The sequence below is a fragment of the Rhizobium sp. J15 genome (assembly GCF_002531825.1).
Classification (GTDB): Bacteria; Pseudomonadota; Alphaproteobacteria; order Rhizobiales; family Rhizobiaceae; genus Rhizobium.
The window spans coordinates 1-13,768 of the sequence record NZ_NWSX01000010.1 but is presented as its reverse complement, the minus strand read 5'-3'; the positions used below and the strand labels follow the sequence as shown (position 1 = coordinate 13,768).

Sequence of the window (13,768 nt, the reverse complement as noted above, 5' to 3'; positions counted from 1 at the left end):
AAAAAAAAGCTTGAAGCACGGCGAGCGGATCTGAAGGATCGCGACGTGCTTTAAGCTGACGTCGCACATAGACAGCCGCCTTCTTGCGTTTTGATAGATTTTTTCTATCGAACCATCGTCCCTATGGCCTTGATGTTCTCCCCGCTTCGACAATAGAGGAGCGCATGGACACAAAATTCATTGGCAAGAAATCGGCGGCAGCCGGCGGCTGGGGCGCTCTGAAGAGCTGCGGCAAGCAATTGCTGCAAAGCGGCATGCCCCTTTCCGGGGCGCGGACCATGCTGAAGGCGAACCAGCCAGATGGCTTCGATTGCCCGGGCTGCGCCTGGGGCGATCCGGAACACGGATCGTCGTTCGAATTCTGCGAAAACGGCGTGAAGGCCGTTGCCTGGGAGGCGACGGAAAAGCGGGCGACGCCCGCCTTTTTCGCGGCGAATACGGTGTCGCGGCTTCGCCAGCTGTCGGATTATGAGCTGGAGCTCAACGGCCGCCTCACGCATCCGATGCGTTATGACCGGGCGAGCGACCGTTACCTGCCTGTTTCCTGGGAAGATGCCTTTGCCGAGATCGGCGGCATATTGAAAGGCCTCGACAATCCGAACCGGGCGGAATTCTACACGTCGGGCCGGGCGAGCAACGAGGCCGCCTTCCTCTACCAGCTCTTCGTGCGCGTCTACGGCACCAATAATTTTCCCGATTGCTCCAACATGTGCCACGAGGCGAGCGGCATCGCCATGCGCCAGGCAGTCGGCGTCGGCAAGGGCACCGTGCTTCTGGAGGATTTCGAAGAGGCCGACGCGATCTTCGTGATCGGGCAGAACCCTGGCACCAACCATCCCCGGATGCTCGGCGACCTGCGCCGCGCGGCGCTGCGCGGCGCGCGCATCGTCGTCTTCAATCCGATCCGCGAGCGCGGCCTGGAGCGCTTCTCCGATCCGCAGGACAAGATCGAGATGATGCGCCGCGGCTCGACCGACATCGCCAGCCATTATCTGCAGCCGCAGCTCGGCGGCGACATGGCCGCGGTCCGGGGCATGGCGAAAGCGGTGCTTGCTGCGGAGGACGCCGCACTCGCCGCCGGTCTGCCTTCCGTGCTCGACCACGCATTTCTTGCCGAACACTGCGCCGGTTTTGCCGAATACCGGGCCGCCGTCGAGGCGACGAGCTGGGCGGAGATCGAAGACCAGTCGGGACTGAGCCGCGACGAGATCGAGCGGGCGGCCGATGTCTATATCAAGGCCGAGCGGGTCATCTGCACCTGGGCAATGGGCGTCACCCAGCATCTCCATTCGGTCGCGACGATCCGCGAGATCGCCAACTTCATGTTCCTGCGCGGCAATATCGGCAAGCCCGGCGCCGGCCTCTGCCCGGTGCGCGGCCATTCCAATGTGCAGGGCGACCGCACCGTCGGCATCAACGAGAAGCCGCCGGAGGATTTCCTCGACGCGCTGGAGAAGCATTTCGGCTTCACCGTTCCCCGCGAACACGGCCACAACGTGCTTGCCGCAATCGGGGCGATGCTTGACGGCTCGGCCGATGCCTTTATCGGCCTTGGCGGCAATTTCGCGCGTGCCACGCCTGACAGCGCGCTCGTCGAACAGGCGCTGCGGCGGCTGAAGCTGACGGTGCACATCGCGACCAAACCTAACCATTCGCATCTCATGCCCGGTGAGACGGCCTTCATCCTGCCATGCCTCGGCCGCACCGAAATCGATCGCGATGCGGCCGGCGGCTCCCAGCTCGTCAGCGTCGAGGATTCGATGAGCATGGTGCACGGCTCTGCCGGCATCAACCGGCCGGCTTCGCCGCATCTGCTCTCGGAAGTCGCCATCATTGCCGGCATTGCCGAGGCGACGGTCGGTTCCGCCGTCGTTGGCTGGGCCGAGCTTGCCGGCGACTACGACCTGATCCGCGATCATATCGAGGCGACCATTCCGGGCTTCGAGGACTATAATGCCCGCCTGCGCAAGCCGCGCGGCTTCCATCTGCGCAATGCGGCCGCTCATCGGGAGTGGGACACGCCGGCCGGCAAAGCGTCTTTCTCTTCGGAGGCGCTTCCCGAGGAGACGGTGCACCAGCGCGCGCGAAAGGGTGGCGAGCATTTTGCGCTGCAGACATTCCGGTCGCACGACCAATATAATACGACGGTCTACGGTCTCGACGACCGCTATCGCGGCGTCTACGGAGAGCGGCAGGTCATCTTCATTCACCCTGCCGACCTGGAGGCGATGAATGCCAAAGCCGGCGACCGCGTCGATGTCGTCGGTGAGCATGATGACGGCATCGAGCGCATCGCGCAGGACTTCCGCTTCGTGCCCTATGACATTCCGAGGGGCAGCATTGCCGGCTATTATCCCGAATTGAACGTGCTTGTGCCGCTTGCCAGCGCCGGCAGGGAGAGCGATACGCCGACCTCGAAATCGATCATGGTGTCCTTCCGCCGGCGAAACGCCGCGTGAGCGAAGAGCCGTCGGAGGTCGACCGCTTTCTTGCCCTGGTCGCCAAGGCGCAGGAGCGGGATGACAGGCTGACCGCGATCCAGGCCGGCCTGCTCGTCGCGGCCGAGCTCGGAATTGCAGAGGACAGCCGCTCCTTTGCGCGCCTGCTCGGGATCGCGCATTCCCTCGTGCTCCGGGAACTCAATGCGCTCACTGAGCGCGAAGGCGTGCTTGATATCGTCAAGCGGGAGCCGAGGACGATGAGAGTGCATTATAGATTGCCAGAACTCTAACCTCCGGCATAGCGGCGGCCGACGCGCTTCCTGGTGTCGGAGGGATATTCCCCATAGGTCGACCGATAGACTGCGGAAAACCGGCCGAAATGGAAGAAGCCCCATTTGAGGCAGATGGCTTTCATGGTCTCGGTGCTTTCGGGATCGAGCAGATCCTGCCGCGCCGCGCGCAGGCGCAGCGTCAGCAGATAGGCGGCGGGAGAAGTTCCCCTGAATGCGCGAAAGCCGGTTTCGAGTGCCCGGCTGGAAACGCCGGCCGCTTCGGCAACCTTCGGCATGGTGATCGGCTGACCGATATTGGCCTGCATGAATTCGATCGCCTTGCGGACATGGCGGGGCGCGATCAGGGCGGGGCCTTTGTCGAGGAAATGCGAGAGCCGGTTCGGCACCATGCGGACCACGAGATCGGCCAGCGCCTGCGTCATATGCGCCATGGCGATCGGCGATTGCAGCAGCGGTCCGTCGTCGCGCATGCCGATGGCGATCGTTTCGGTGAGGTTGCCGATCGTCCGCCCGGCCGGTGTCGAGAGATCGAGTTCGGGCAGCAGGTCGAGAGAGCCGCTGAACGGAATCTCGAACGTCTGTCCGATCGTCTGAAGAATGACGGACCAGTTGATCAGCAATTCATCGATGACATTGGACTGCCCGTGCATGATGACGCTGTCGGGCTCGAAGTTGTTATAGAGAAGCAGTTTTCCTTGCCCGGCCTCGGCGACGCGAGATCCATATGCCACCCCCATGCCGCCGCTGCGTGGCACGACGATCGACAGATACTCCGTCGTATCGACGGTCGGCTCGATATTGAACTGAAACTCCGCCTCATGATAGCCGGTGAGCAGGACCGCGCTGTCGGCGACCGAAAAGTCCAATCCCCAATGGAACTCCTGGGCGCGGCCTATCGGCGCGGCATCGAATGCGCCGAAAGCGCCGCCGAGCGTTTCAACCATGTTGTCGAAGGATGAGCCGCGAAAGCGAAACGAGAATGGCTGGGTGCTGGTTTCCGTCATGCTCTCCCCCGATTGTTTTTATCTCGCTGCATCGAGCCGGCGAAGCGCACGTTCCGCTTGGATGCTATGTTGATGTACGTCCCTCTTTCTGCCCCGCAACTGTTCATGCGTGGTCATTCTCCCTCAGATTTCGTCAGAGTCCAGCAGGAAGAGTGGTGGATGAGGCCTGGCCGCCGCCATTGAAATCGGCGGCTTGCGCGAGCCGGTGCGGCACGAGCCGAAGTGCGGCGGCGGCACGAGAACCAGCCTGTGAATTGCCTTGTCGATAGTTCCCATCCAGTCAGGTTTTTCGAGCCAGAGGCCAGGAACTGACAGAAGCGGAACCGGCTGGCAATCCGTCGATCTGCCGGTTTTTAGGTTATTCCGATGGTAAAACGATTAGCCAAATTGCGCATGGCGGCGCGCCTGATGCGCGCCATTGCCAAGTCGCCTGCCGAAGGTTCTAGTGGACCGCTCGAGCCTTCGGCAGGCCGACAGGCATTTGGTCATACGCACGGGATGGAGCGCGTATCGACTTATCCCCCTCCCATCACTTGGGGTGATCGATGGACGGGTTTGGCTTTGAGACCTTGGACCATCATGGTCCTGGTCGAAGTCCATTCTATTGTTCCGCAGCCATGGAGCAATTGTCGGATGCCGATATTGTCGGCAGATCGGCCTTTCGCGACGCAGTCTGGCCTGATCGTGCGCAAAATGTATAGGCTGTCATCGCGCCCATTCTGCGCGATATCTACGCAAAGTGGACACGGATCGTAATTTTCTCATGAAGCGCGAAGGAAATCGCAACGCTATCGTCTGCGTAACAATTTGCCCCGGACGCGGCCTCCCGGTAAACCGATTCTGCCGGTGCCGACCGATGGGGAAATCGCGCGCTATTCGTGCGCCTTGAGGGGCGAGCCGGCAATGCTTTTGCGCACATGGCGGACCGCGGCCCAGACGGCGAAAAGCACGAGGGGGATGGCGCCGAGAACGGCAAGCTTCGCCACATGCGGATCGACGCCGAGCGCGGTAATGCTGTCGAGGCAGATCTTTGCGAGGCCGATGGTGTAATAGGTGATGGCGATGACGGAGAAGCCTTCGACCGCCTGCTGGATATGCACCTGGACGCGCGCCCGCTCTTCCATCGAGGTCAGCAGCGAGGCGTTCTGGTCCTCGAGCTGCACCTGCACCGTGGTTCTCAACAGGTCTCCGGCCAGGCTGACGCGTTCGGCCAGTTCGTCGAGGCGGCGCTCGGCGGCGCTGACCGAGCGGACGGCCGGCTGAAAACGCCGGTCGATGAAGGTGCCGATCCTCTGGCGCTGCTCGGCGCGCTCCTCGCGAAGCTCCGATATCCGGCTGGCGACGATCTCGGCATAGGCTTTCGTCGCGCCGAAGCGGTGGCGGGCAAGTGCGGAGAAGTTGAGAACGTCGGAAGAGAGCCTCGTCACTTCGGAGAGCAGCGCCTTGTCGACTTTGACGGCGCTCTGCATATGGGTGATCAAAAGATCGAGGCGCCGGTCGAAAGCCGAAAGCTGCGACACCGTCTCGCGCGCCATCGGCAGGGCCAGAAGCGCCATCATCCGGTATGTCTCGATCTCCAGGAAACGCCGGACCATGCGGCCGGTCCTGTAGGCGTTGAGGTTGCGGTTGAAGAGCAGGAATTCGACGAAACCGCTGTCGCTGAGGCGGAAGTTCGAATGCACTTCCGCATCGCCGCCGCCGACCTTGGACGCGACATAGTCGAGCTTCGGTTTTTCCAGAACCTGCCCGTCCTTCTCATCGCGCACCAGCACGCGGACGGCGGCGATGGCCTTTCCGTCTATCTCGCGGCAGCAGGCCTGGAACGCCTGAGGCGGGCTGCTGCCGGGCTCGGCCGATGCCGGAACGACGAAGGTGAGGGTCAGGAATTCGGTATGGGCTTCCCATTTCAGCCAGCCGCCGGCGAAGCGGCCGATGCCGTGATTGCCCTGGTGGGTCGTGGAAACGTCCTCCAATCCCGGCAGCGAAGCCGGGATCGGGGGAGGGGCGTTGTCGCCGACGATGGCGACATGCCAGACATCGGTGTCGCCGTCGAAATAGAGAGACGGCCGCGCATGGAGTTCATCGTGTAACTCCTTGCGCAGCGGATGCTCGGAGCCGAATGGCATGCTGCGTCGTCTCTCCCTCGTGGTGGCTCAGAGCGCGACCGAAAGGGTGCTGTCGCGCCGATGACCGGCCTCTTGAGAGTTCACCATAGCACCGGCAAGTTGACGGAAGGTGACGAGACCCAAGGTTTCTCCGGATGGCGAAATCACCCGGGCATCGCCCTCCGGCGCAGAGGCCAGCATGCGGACGGCCTCTTCGACCGTCGTTCCCGCCGCAATCGCCAGTCCGACGGGGGCGGCACCGGAATGCAGCGGCGTCATGACGGCTTCGACATGGATGACACGGCCCCGGTTCACTTCCTTGACGAAGTTGGCGATGTATTCATCGGCCGGACGCAGGACGATGTCCTGGCTGGTGCCCTGCTGGATGACTTCGCCGTCGCGCAGGATGGCGATCTGGTCGCCGAGACGCAGTGCCTCGTCGAGATCGTGGGTGATGAAGACGATGGTCTTCTTGATCTCTTTCTGGATGTCGAGAAGAACGGTCTGCATATCGGTGCGGATCAGCGGATCGAGCGCCGAATAGGCCTCGTCCATCAGCAGCACCGGGGCATCGTTGGCGAGCGCCCGCGCCAGGCCGACGCGCTGCTGCATGCCGCCGGAGAGCTGGTTCGGATAGCGCTGCTCGAAGCCCTTGAGCCCGACCCGCTCCAGCCAGCGCATGGCGATGTCGACGGCCTTGGCCCGTTCCATGCCCTGCACTTCGAGACCGAAGATGGTGTTGTCGAGAACATTGCGGTGCGGCAAAAGCGCGAACTTCTGGAACACCATCGCCGTCTGCTGCCGGCGAAATGTCCGCAACTCGTTCTCGTTCATCTTCACGACATCGACGCCGTCGACCAGCACTTCGCCGGCGGTCGGATCGATCAGTCGGTTGATGTGGCGGATGAGCGTCGACTTGCCCGAACCCGAAAGTCCCATGACGACCTGGATGCAGCCGGAGGGAATCTCGAGATTGATGTCCCTGAGGCCGAGCACGTGGCCGTATTTCTGGTTGAGCTCGGTCTTGGTCAGGCCTTTCTGAACCGCCTCGACATGCGCGGCGGGGGTGGGGCCGAAGATCTTGTAGAGGTTGCGGATCTTGATGCCGCCGAAATGATGCTCAGCCATGGACGGTCTCCCGATGCTTCTGGAGCCTTTTGCCATAAGCCTGGCTGACCCGGTCGAAGATGATGGCGATGCCGACGATGGCAAGGCCGTTGAAGATGCCTAGCGTGAAGTACTGGTTGGCGATCGCCTTCAGCACCGGCTGGCCGAGGCCCTGGACGCCGATCATGGAGGCAATGACGACCATGGCGAGCGCCATCATGATGGTCTGGTTGATGCCGGCCATGATGGTGGGAAGCGCCAGCGGCAGCTGCACCTTGAAGAGCTTCTGCGATCGCGAGGTGCCGAAGGCGTCGGCCGCTTCCAGCACGTCCTTGTCGACGAGGCGGATGCCGAGATCGGTCAGGCGGATCATCGGCGGGATGGCGTAGATGACGACGGCGATCAGGCCGGGCACCTTGCCGATGCCGAGCAGCATGACGACGGGGATGAGATAGACGAAGCTCGGCATCGTCTGCATGACGTCGAGGATCGGGTTGACGACGCGTTGCAGCCTGTCGGAGCGGGCCATCAATATGCCCATCGGAATGCCGATGGCGATGGAGAGCACAGTGCAGACGAAGATCATCGAGACCGTCCGCATCGTATCGTCCCACATATCGAAGTAACCGATCAGCAGCAGGGTCACGAGACAGCCGAAGACGATCTTCAGGCTGCGGCTCGCAAACCATGCGATGGCGAGGATGATCGCGGTGATGATCGGCCACGGCGTCTGGGTCATGAAGCGTTCGGCGGCAATCAGGAAGTGCTGGAGCGGAACGAAGAGGCTTTCGATCCCGTCGCCGTAGCTGCGGGTGAATGCGCGAAAACCGTCGTCGATCGCCTTCTTCAGATTGCGAAGCGCGTCGTCGTTCATGTGCGGGAATTTATAAAACCATTCCATTCGGATCCCCTTTTTCTTCAAAGAGCCGTGGCAGTCTTTTTGATTTTATCGGCAGCGAGAGGCGGTGCGCTTTCGCGCACCGCGATGTCAGGTGTTAAAGGGCAGCTTCGATCTTCGCGGCTGCCTCAGGCGAAACCCACTTGGTCCAGATGTCCTTGTTTTCTTCCAGGAAGTGCTTGGCGCCATCTTCGCCGGTCGCCTGGTTGTCGGTCATCCAGGCCATCAGCTTGTTGACGGTGTCGTTGCTCCAGGAGCGCTTCGCCAGATAGTCCATGACCTCAGGGCCGACCTTTTCGGAGAAAGGCTTGGCAACGAGCGTCACGACGTGGTCGACCGGCCATGCGGCGGCCTTCGGATCGGGGCAATCGGCAACGGTGATGCAGCGCTTCCACTCCGCCGAATCCTCCGGCACGCCGGCTTCGAGCTTGACCATCTCATACTTGCCGAGCAGCGCGGTCGGCGCCCAGTAGTAACCGACCCAGCCTTCCTTGCGTTCGTAGGCCTTGGCGATCGAACCGTCGAGGCCGGCAGCAGAACCGGTGTCGACGAGGGTGAAGCCCGCCTTCTCGGCGCCGAAGGCCTTGTAGAGCTGCGAGGTGACGACCGTGCCGCCCCAGCCCTGCGGGCCGTTGACGATGGCGCCCTTCTTCGGGTCCTCCGGATCGGGGAAGAGTTCCGGATGCTTCAGCACGTCGCCGATGGTCTTGATATCGGGATGGGCGTCGGCGAGATATTTCGGAATCCACCAGCCCTGCACGCCGCCGTCCGGCAGCGGCGAGCCGACCTGCACGATGCGGCCTTCTTCCGTGCCCTTCTTGACGACATCCGGCAGCAGGTCGATCCAGGCTTCGGGCGCGATATCCGGCTGGCCCTTTTCGGCCATGGAGGTGATCGTCGGAACGGTGTCGCCGACGGTGATGTCAGCCTGGCAGCCATAACCTTCGTTGAGGATGAACTTGTCCAGGTTTGAGAGAACTTCGGCGCTTTGCCAGTTCATGCTGGCGATGGTCACGCTGCCGCATTCGGCGGCGCTGGCAAAAGATGCCCCGCCGATCAGGCCGAATGTCAGGCATGTCGATGCAAGTAGTTTTTTCATTCTCGTTCCCTCTGTTTAGCGGCTGTACTTGATGAGCGGGGCGCCGCAGTAACCCGCTCCGACGGTTTTCAGGAAGCGTCTCCCATACTTACCGATTTCGTAAACGCCGCCGAAAGACCATTGGCGACCGAGGCGTCGAACCCGCCAGCACGCATGGTTTCGATGGCTGCCGCGGTCGTGCCGCGGTAGTCGAGAAAGGTCTGAACGACATCGTCGGGCGACTCGTCGCGGCGTTCCAGCAGGCGCCCGGCACCTGTCATCACCGTGTTGACGGCGCGGCGCGCCACATCCACCGGCAGGCCATGGGCGACGGCGTCGCGCATCATCGCGGCGGCGAGCAGCGCCGGGAAGGCCGGTCCGGATCCGGAAAGGCCGGTCAGATAGTCGATGTCGCTTTCCCCTGCGACTTCGTCCTGCGATCCGCACGTCTCGAAAATGGCGCGCACGACGGCGCGGTCGTCTTCCGTGATGCCGCTCGCGCCGATCCAGGGCGTATAGGATTTCGCCACTTCGGCAGCGGCATTCGGCAGGGCGCGCACGACGCGGCCGGTCCTGTGGCGTTCCGAAAGGGCGGCCAGGCGAATGCCGGCCATGACCGAGATGACGAGCTTTCCGGAGGCGTCGACCTCGAGGGGATGCCAGTCATCGGGACGAACGGAAAACAGGATCACATCCGAGCGGTCGGCGAGCTCCTGGCTGTCCGCGGTCCAGAAGGAATTCGGAAAACGGCGCGGCTGCTCCCTGCGATAGGAGAGAGAGAGGTTTTGAGGAACGACCAGGCCGGAATCGAGGATCGAGCCGGCAATGGCTCCGCCAAGCCAGCCGCCGCCGCCAATGATACCGATCCTCAAGGAAGCGCTCATCTCGGGTCTTCCTCTAGCCGGGCTTATAGCCATGCCGGGAGAAGAAGCGGTCGAGCTCCCTCTGCTGCGGCACTTCGCCGGTGTAGATCGCGATATATTCCGGAATCCGTTTCATGCGGACGGCGAGTTCCTCCTTCGATTGCATCGATATGTAGCCGATCTGAACGAGATAAGTTGTCCGCGCTCTGACATCCGATGTCGTTTCTGGTAACCCGAAGCGCATGAACATGCGTTTCAGCGCCTCCAGCCGGATCTGATCGGCCTGCTGGACTTCTGCGAGAAGCTCGCTTGATTGGAGCGCCCAGCTGCGCACGGCAAATTCGAATTTGGCGTCGAAGAGATCGGTGTTGAGCCAGCAGTCGAAGACATTGAGCATCGCCTCGGCCAGCGATTCCGCATAGGCCTCGGACTGCTTGACGATATTGCCGGTGTTCTTATCGCGCCAACGCGCCACCAGTGCGCTCAACAGTTCCTCCCGATCCTTGAAGAACCAGTAGAAGCTCGTTCGCGAGAGATTGAGCTTCTTTGCCAGCGGCAGAATCTTCACCGAATCCACGCCTGAATCCAGCAGGGAATGGTAAGCTGCTTCCAGCCATCCTTCCTGTGATCCGCGCCAACCGGTGTCGTTCAAAGACTGATCCATACGTAATCTCCTATCAAATTCCGAGGCTGAGCACAAGAAAAATGTACATTAGTGTCGAAATTAAAGACTGACTTGTTTTCAACATTGACACATATGTACATTGCGCTTAGCGTCTGCTTCGACATTTTTAATACGGAACCACGGCCCATGTCGAACGATCCCCTCCTTCAGCCCTATCAGCTCAAGCATTTGACGCTGCGCAACCGTATCATCGTGACCTCGCACGAGCCGGCCTATCCCGAGGACGGCATGCCGAAGGAGAAATATCGCGCCTATACGGTGGAGCGGGCGAAGGGCGGCGTGGCGCTGACGATGACGGCCGGCTCTGCCGCCGTCTCCAGGGACAGCCCGCCTGTTTTCAACAATCTGCTGGCCTACAAGGACGAGATCGTTCCCTGGATCAGGGAAATGACCGACGCCGTGCACGAAGAGGGGGCGGCGATCATGATCCAGCTCACCCATCTCGGTCGGCGCACGCGCTGGGACAAGGGCGACTGGCTGCCGGTCGTCGCCCCGTCGCATCATCGCGAGGCTTCGCACCGCGCCTTCCCGAAGAAGATGGAAGACTGGGATATCGAGCGGATCATCAAGGATTTCGCCGATGCCGCCGAGCGCATGAAGGCGGGCGGCATGGACGGCGTCGAGCTCGAGGCCTACGGCCACCTGATCGACCAGTTCGTGTCTCCGCTCACCAACGAGCTCGAAGGCCCCTATGGCGGCTCCTTCGAAAATCGTCTGCGCTTCTGTTTCGACGTGTTCAAGGCGATCCGGCAAAGGGTGGGCGAGGAGTTCATTCTCGGCCTGCGCTACACAGCCGACGAATGTCTTCCCGGCGGCACCGGCAAGGCCGAAGGCCTCGAATTCTCCAAGCGCCTGAAGGAAAGCGGCCTCATCGATTACCTGAACGTGATCCGCGGCCATATCGACACCGACGCGGGCCTGACCGACGTGATCCCGATCCAGGGCATGGCGAATTCGCCGCATCTCGATTTCGCCGGCGAAATCCGCGCCGCCACCCAGTTCCCGACCTTCCATGCGGCGAAGATCCCCGATGTCGCCACCGCGCGCCACGCGATCGCGGCCGGCAAGGTCGATATGGTCGGCATGACACGCGCGCACATGACCGACCCGCATATCGTCCGAAAGATCACCGAGAAGCGGGAAGAGGATATCCGCCCCTGCGTCGGCGCCAATTACTGTCTCGATCGCATCTATCAGGGCGGCGCCGCCTATTGCATCCACAATGCCGCCACCGGCCGCGAACTGACCATGCCCCACATCCTGGCGAAGGCCGATGTGAAGAAGAAGGTCGTCATCGTCGGCGCCGGACCGGCCGGTCTCGAGGCGGCGCGTGTCGCCGGCGAGCGCGGCCACAAGGTTGTCGTCTTCGAAGCGGCGAACAATCCGGGCGGCCAGATCCGTCTCACCGCGCAGAGCGAACGCCGCCGGGAAATGATCAGCATCATCGACTGGCGCATGAGCCAGTGCGAAAAATACGACGTCACCTTCCACTTCAACACATGGGCGGAAGCCGACACGATCGAGGCTGAAAGCCCCGATGTCGTCATCATCGCGACGGGCGGCCTGCCGCATACGGAGGTTCTCACGAGCGGCAACGAGCTGGTGGTTTCCGCATGGGACATCATCTCCGGCGATGTGAAGGCGGGCTCCAACGTGCTGATCTTCGATGACGCCGGCGATCATGCCGGCCTTCAGGCGGCGGAGTTCCTGGCCAAATCAGGCGCCAAGGTCGAGATCATGACGCCGGACCGGTCCTTCGCGCCTGAAGTCATGGCCATGAACCTGGTGCCCTATATGCGCTCGCTGCAGAAGCATGACGTGACCTTTACCGTCACCTATCGCCTGGAAGCCGTCGAAAAGAGCGGCAACCAGCTCGTGGCCCATGTCGGCAGCGATTACGGCGGGATTGCCCGGCAGCACAGCTACGACCAGATCGTCGTGAACCACGGGACCATCCCGCTCGACGAGCTCTATTTCGAGCTCAAGCCCAATTCGACCAATCTCGGCGAGATCTCGCACGACCAGCTTCTTCAGGGTGAACCGCAGTCCGTCACTCGCAATCCGGAGGGCAAGTTCCAGCTGTTCCGGATCGGCGACGCCGTCGCTGCGCGCAACACGCATGCCGCCATTTATGACGGTCTGCGCATCGCGAAGGATATATGATCGCAGGATCGGCCGGTTCGCCGGCCGGTCATCCGGAGCATGATGCCGGAAAGCGTAAGCCGGTTTCGGATGGTTTCATGCTCCCAAGGGAGGGGATGGGATGAGTTCACGCAATGAAAACCTCCAGCATTTCCTGGAGGCGGCTTCCGTGGCTTTCGGCCAGTTCGCCAAGGCGCCGGAAGCCCGCCGCTCGCTCGACGGGTTCTTTGCGGCGCTGGAGCGCCCGGGGACTGCACGGGCGGGCGAAGGCAGCCGGCTGCCCGTCTGCGCTCATCACCTCGATGTGGCGCTTTCGGCCGATAGCTCCTATGCTTCGCTGACGCAGTTGATCGAGCGGTTCAAAGGCATCGAGCCAATGCTTGAATGGCGCCGGCGCACCAAGTATGACCACACGGCCAGCGACAATTTCGTCGATGGGCATGCCAATGCCATGATCATCGGCCCGGGCGGATTGGAGGAGCGGAACGACCTGTGGCTCGGCGTGACATTGATGGCGCCGCACGTGCGCTATCCCGATCATGACCATGCGCCGGAGGAGGTCTATCTCGTGCTTTCCGAGGGGGAGTTCCAGCAGGGGGAGGGGGACTGGTTTTCGCCTGGTATCGGCGGATCGTTCTACAATATCCCAGGGATCAAACATGCCATGAGGTCGGTGGAGACGCCGCTCTTCGCCTTCTGGGCGCTGCTTGCCGACCGGCCGCACTGACGGCCGTCTAGAATTATAAGGGGTTCGCAAAATGAAGATTCTCGTCCCAGTCAAACGGGTTGTCGACTACAACGTGAAGATCCGGGTGAAGCCGGATGGCACGGGTGTCGAGCTTGCCAATGTGAAGATGTCGATGAACCCGTTCGACGAGATCTCGGTGGAAGAAGCGCTGCGGCTGAAGGAAGCCGGTAAAGCGGAAGAGGTTGTGGTCGTGTCGATCGGCCCCGCCAAGGCCGAGGAGACGCTGCGCACCGCACTCGCCATGGGCGCCGACCGGGCGATCCTGGTCGGGACCGACGATCAGGTCGAGCCGCTCGCCGTCGCCAAGATCCTCAAGGCGGTCGCCGATGCCGAACAGCCGGGGCTTGTTATCACCGGAAAACAGGCGATCGACGACGATTCCAACCAGACCGGCCAGATGCTGG

General features: G+C 62.0%; 12 protein-coding genes. 5 read left to right on the top strand and 7 right to left on the bottom strand.

The window, feature by feature from the left end; translation table 11 throughout:
• Positions 1-164: 164 nt before the first annotated feature.
• Together CO670_RS11375 and CO670_RS11370 are read left to right on the top strand one after the other, a co-directional pair.
• Positions 165-2,459, top strand: coding sequence for an FdhF/YdeP family oxidoreductase (locus CO670_RS11375; protein WP_097590335.1), 2,295 nt, complete (start codon positions 165-167; stop codon positions 2,457-2,459).
• Positions 2,456-2,731 carry a hypothetical protein gene (locus tag CO670_RS11370; protein ID WP_097590334.1) on the top strand — a complete coding sequence of 92 codons (276 nt, stop codon included), beginning with the start codon at positions 2,456-2,458 and terminating at the stop codon, positions 2,729-2,731. Before CO670_RS11375 ends, CO670_RS11370 begins: the two co-directional genes overlap by 4 nt.
• Here CO670_RS11370 and CO670_RS11365 read toward each other — a convergent pair.
• The 7 genes from CO670_RS11365 to CO670_RS11335 all read right to left on the bottom strand — a co-directional run bounded on the left by CO670_RS11365 (position 2,728) and on the right by CO670_RS11335 (position 10,453).
• Complete coding sequence (locus CO670_RS11365; RefSeq protein WP_097590333.1) at positions 2,728-3,738, bottom strand: helix-turn-helix domain-containing protein; 1,011 nt, start codon at positions 3,736-3,738, stop codon at positions 2,728-2,730. The genes CO670_RS11370 and CO670_RS11365 overlap by 4 nt on opposite strands.
• 872 nt (positions 3,739-4,610) lie before the next feature.
• On the bottom strand, positions 4,611-5,864 hold the full coding sequence (locus CO670_RS11360; protein WP_097590332.1) for a DUF3422 domain-containing protein: 1,254 nt from the start codon (positions 5,862-5,864) through the stop codon (positions 4,611-4,613).
• Between the two features lie 27 nt (positions 5,865-5,891).
• Positions 5,892-6,971: a glycine betaine/L-proline ABC transporter ATP-binding protein gene (locus CO670_RS11355; protein WP_097590331.1), complete on the bottom strand. Its 1,080-nt coding sequence runs from the start codon at positions 6,969-6,971 to the stop codon at positions 5,892-5,894.
• Positions 6,964-7,851: a proline/glycine betaine ABC transporter permease gene (locus tag CO670_RS11350; RefSeq protein ID WP_088675604.1), complete on the bottom strand. Its 888-nt coding sequence runs from the start codon at positions 7,849-7,851 to the stop codon at positions 6,964-6,966. The genes CO670_RS11355 and CO670_RS11350 overlap by 8 nt, the downstream gene beginning before the upstream one ends.
• 94 nt (positions 7,852-7,945) lie before the next feature.
• Entirely contained in the window at positions 7,946-8,947 is a 1,002-nt protein-coding gene (locus CO670_RS11345; protein ID WP_097590330.1) for an ABC transporter substrate-binding protein, read from the bottom strand.
• A 68-nt stretch (positions 8,948-9,015) separates the two neighbouring features.
• On the bottom strand, positions 9,016-9,810 hold the full coding sequence (locus tag CO670_RS11340; protein ID WP_097590329.1) for a pyrroline-5-carboxylate reductase dimerization domain-containing protein: 795 nt from the start codon (positions 9,808-9,810) through the stop codon (positions 9,016-9,018).
• Between the two features lie 13 nt (positions 9,811-9,823).
• A complete protein-coding gene (locus CO670_RS11335) occupies positions 9,824-10,453 on the bottom strand; it encodes a TetR/AcrR family transcriptional regulator (RefSeq protein ID WP_097590328.1) in 630 nt (209 codons plus the stop codon).
• Between the two features lie 147 nt (positions 10,454-10,600).
• Between CO670_RS11335 and CO670_RS11330 the strand changes: the two genes are divergently transcribed.
• From CO670_RS11330 to CO670_RS11320, 3 genes are all read left to right on the top strand, one after another.
• The gene (locus CO670_RS11330; protein ID WP_097590327.1) at positions 10,601-12,637 is read left to right on the top strand and encodes an NADH:flavin oxidoreductase; all 2,037 of its coding nucleotides are present in this window, start codon (positions 10,601-10,603) and stop codon (positions 12,635-12,637) included.
• 100 nt (positions 12,638-12,737) lie between these two features.
• Positions 12,738-13,343: a dimethylsulfoniopropionate lyase gene (locus CO670_RS11325; RefSeq protein WP_097590326.1), complete on the top strand. Its 606-nt coding sequence runs from the start codon at positions 12,738-12,740 to the stop codon at positions 13,341-13,343.
• A gap of 31 nt (positions 13,344-13,374) precedes the next feature.
• Positions 13,375-13,768: electron transfer flavoprotein subunit beta/FixA family protein (locus CO670_RS11320; RefSeq protein ID WP_141502261.1), on the top strand; the 394-nt coding region annotated here is incomplete at its 3' end.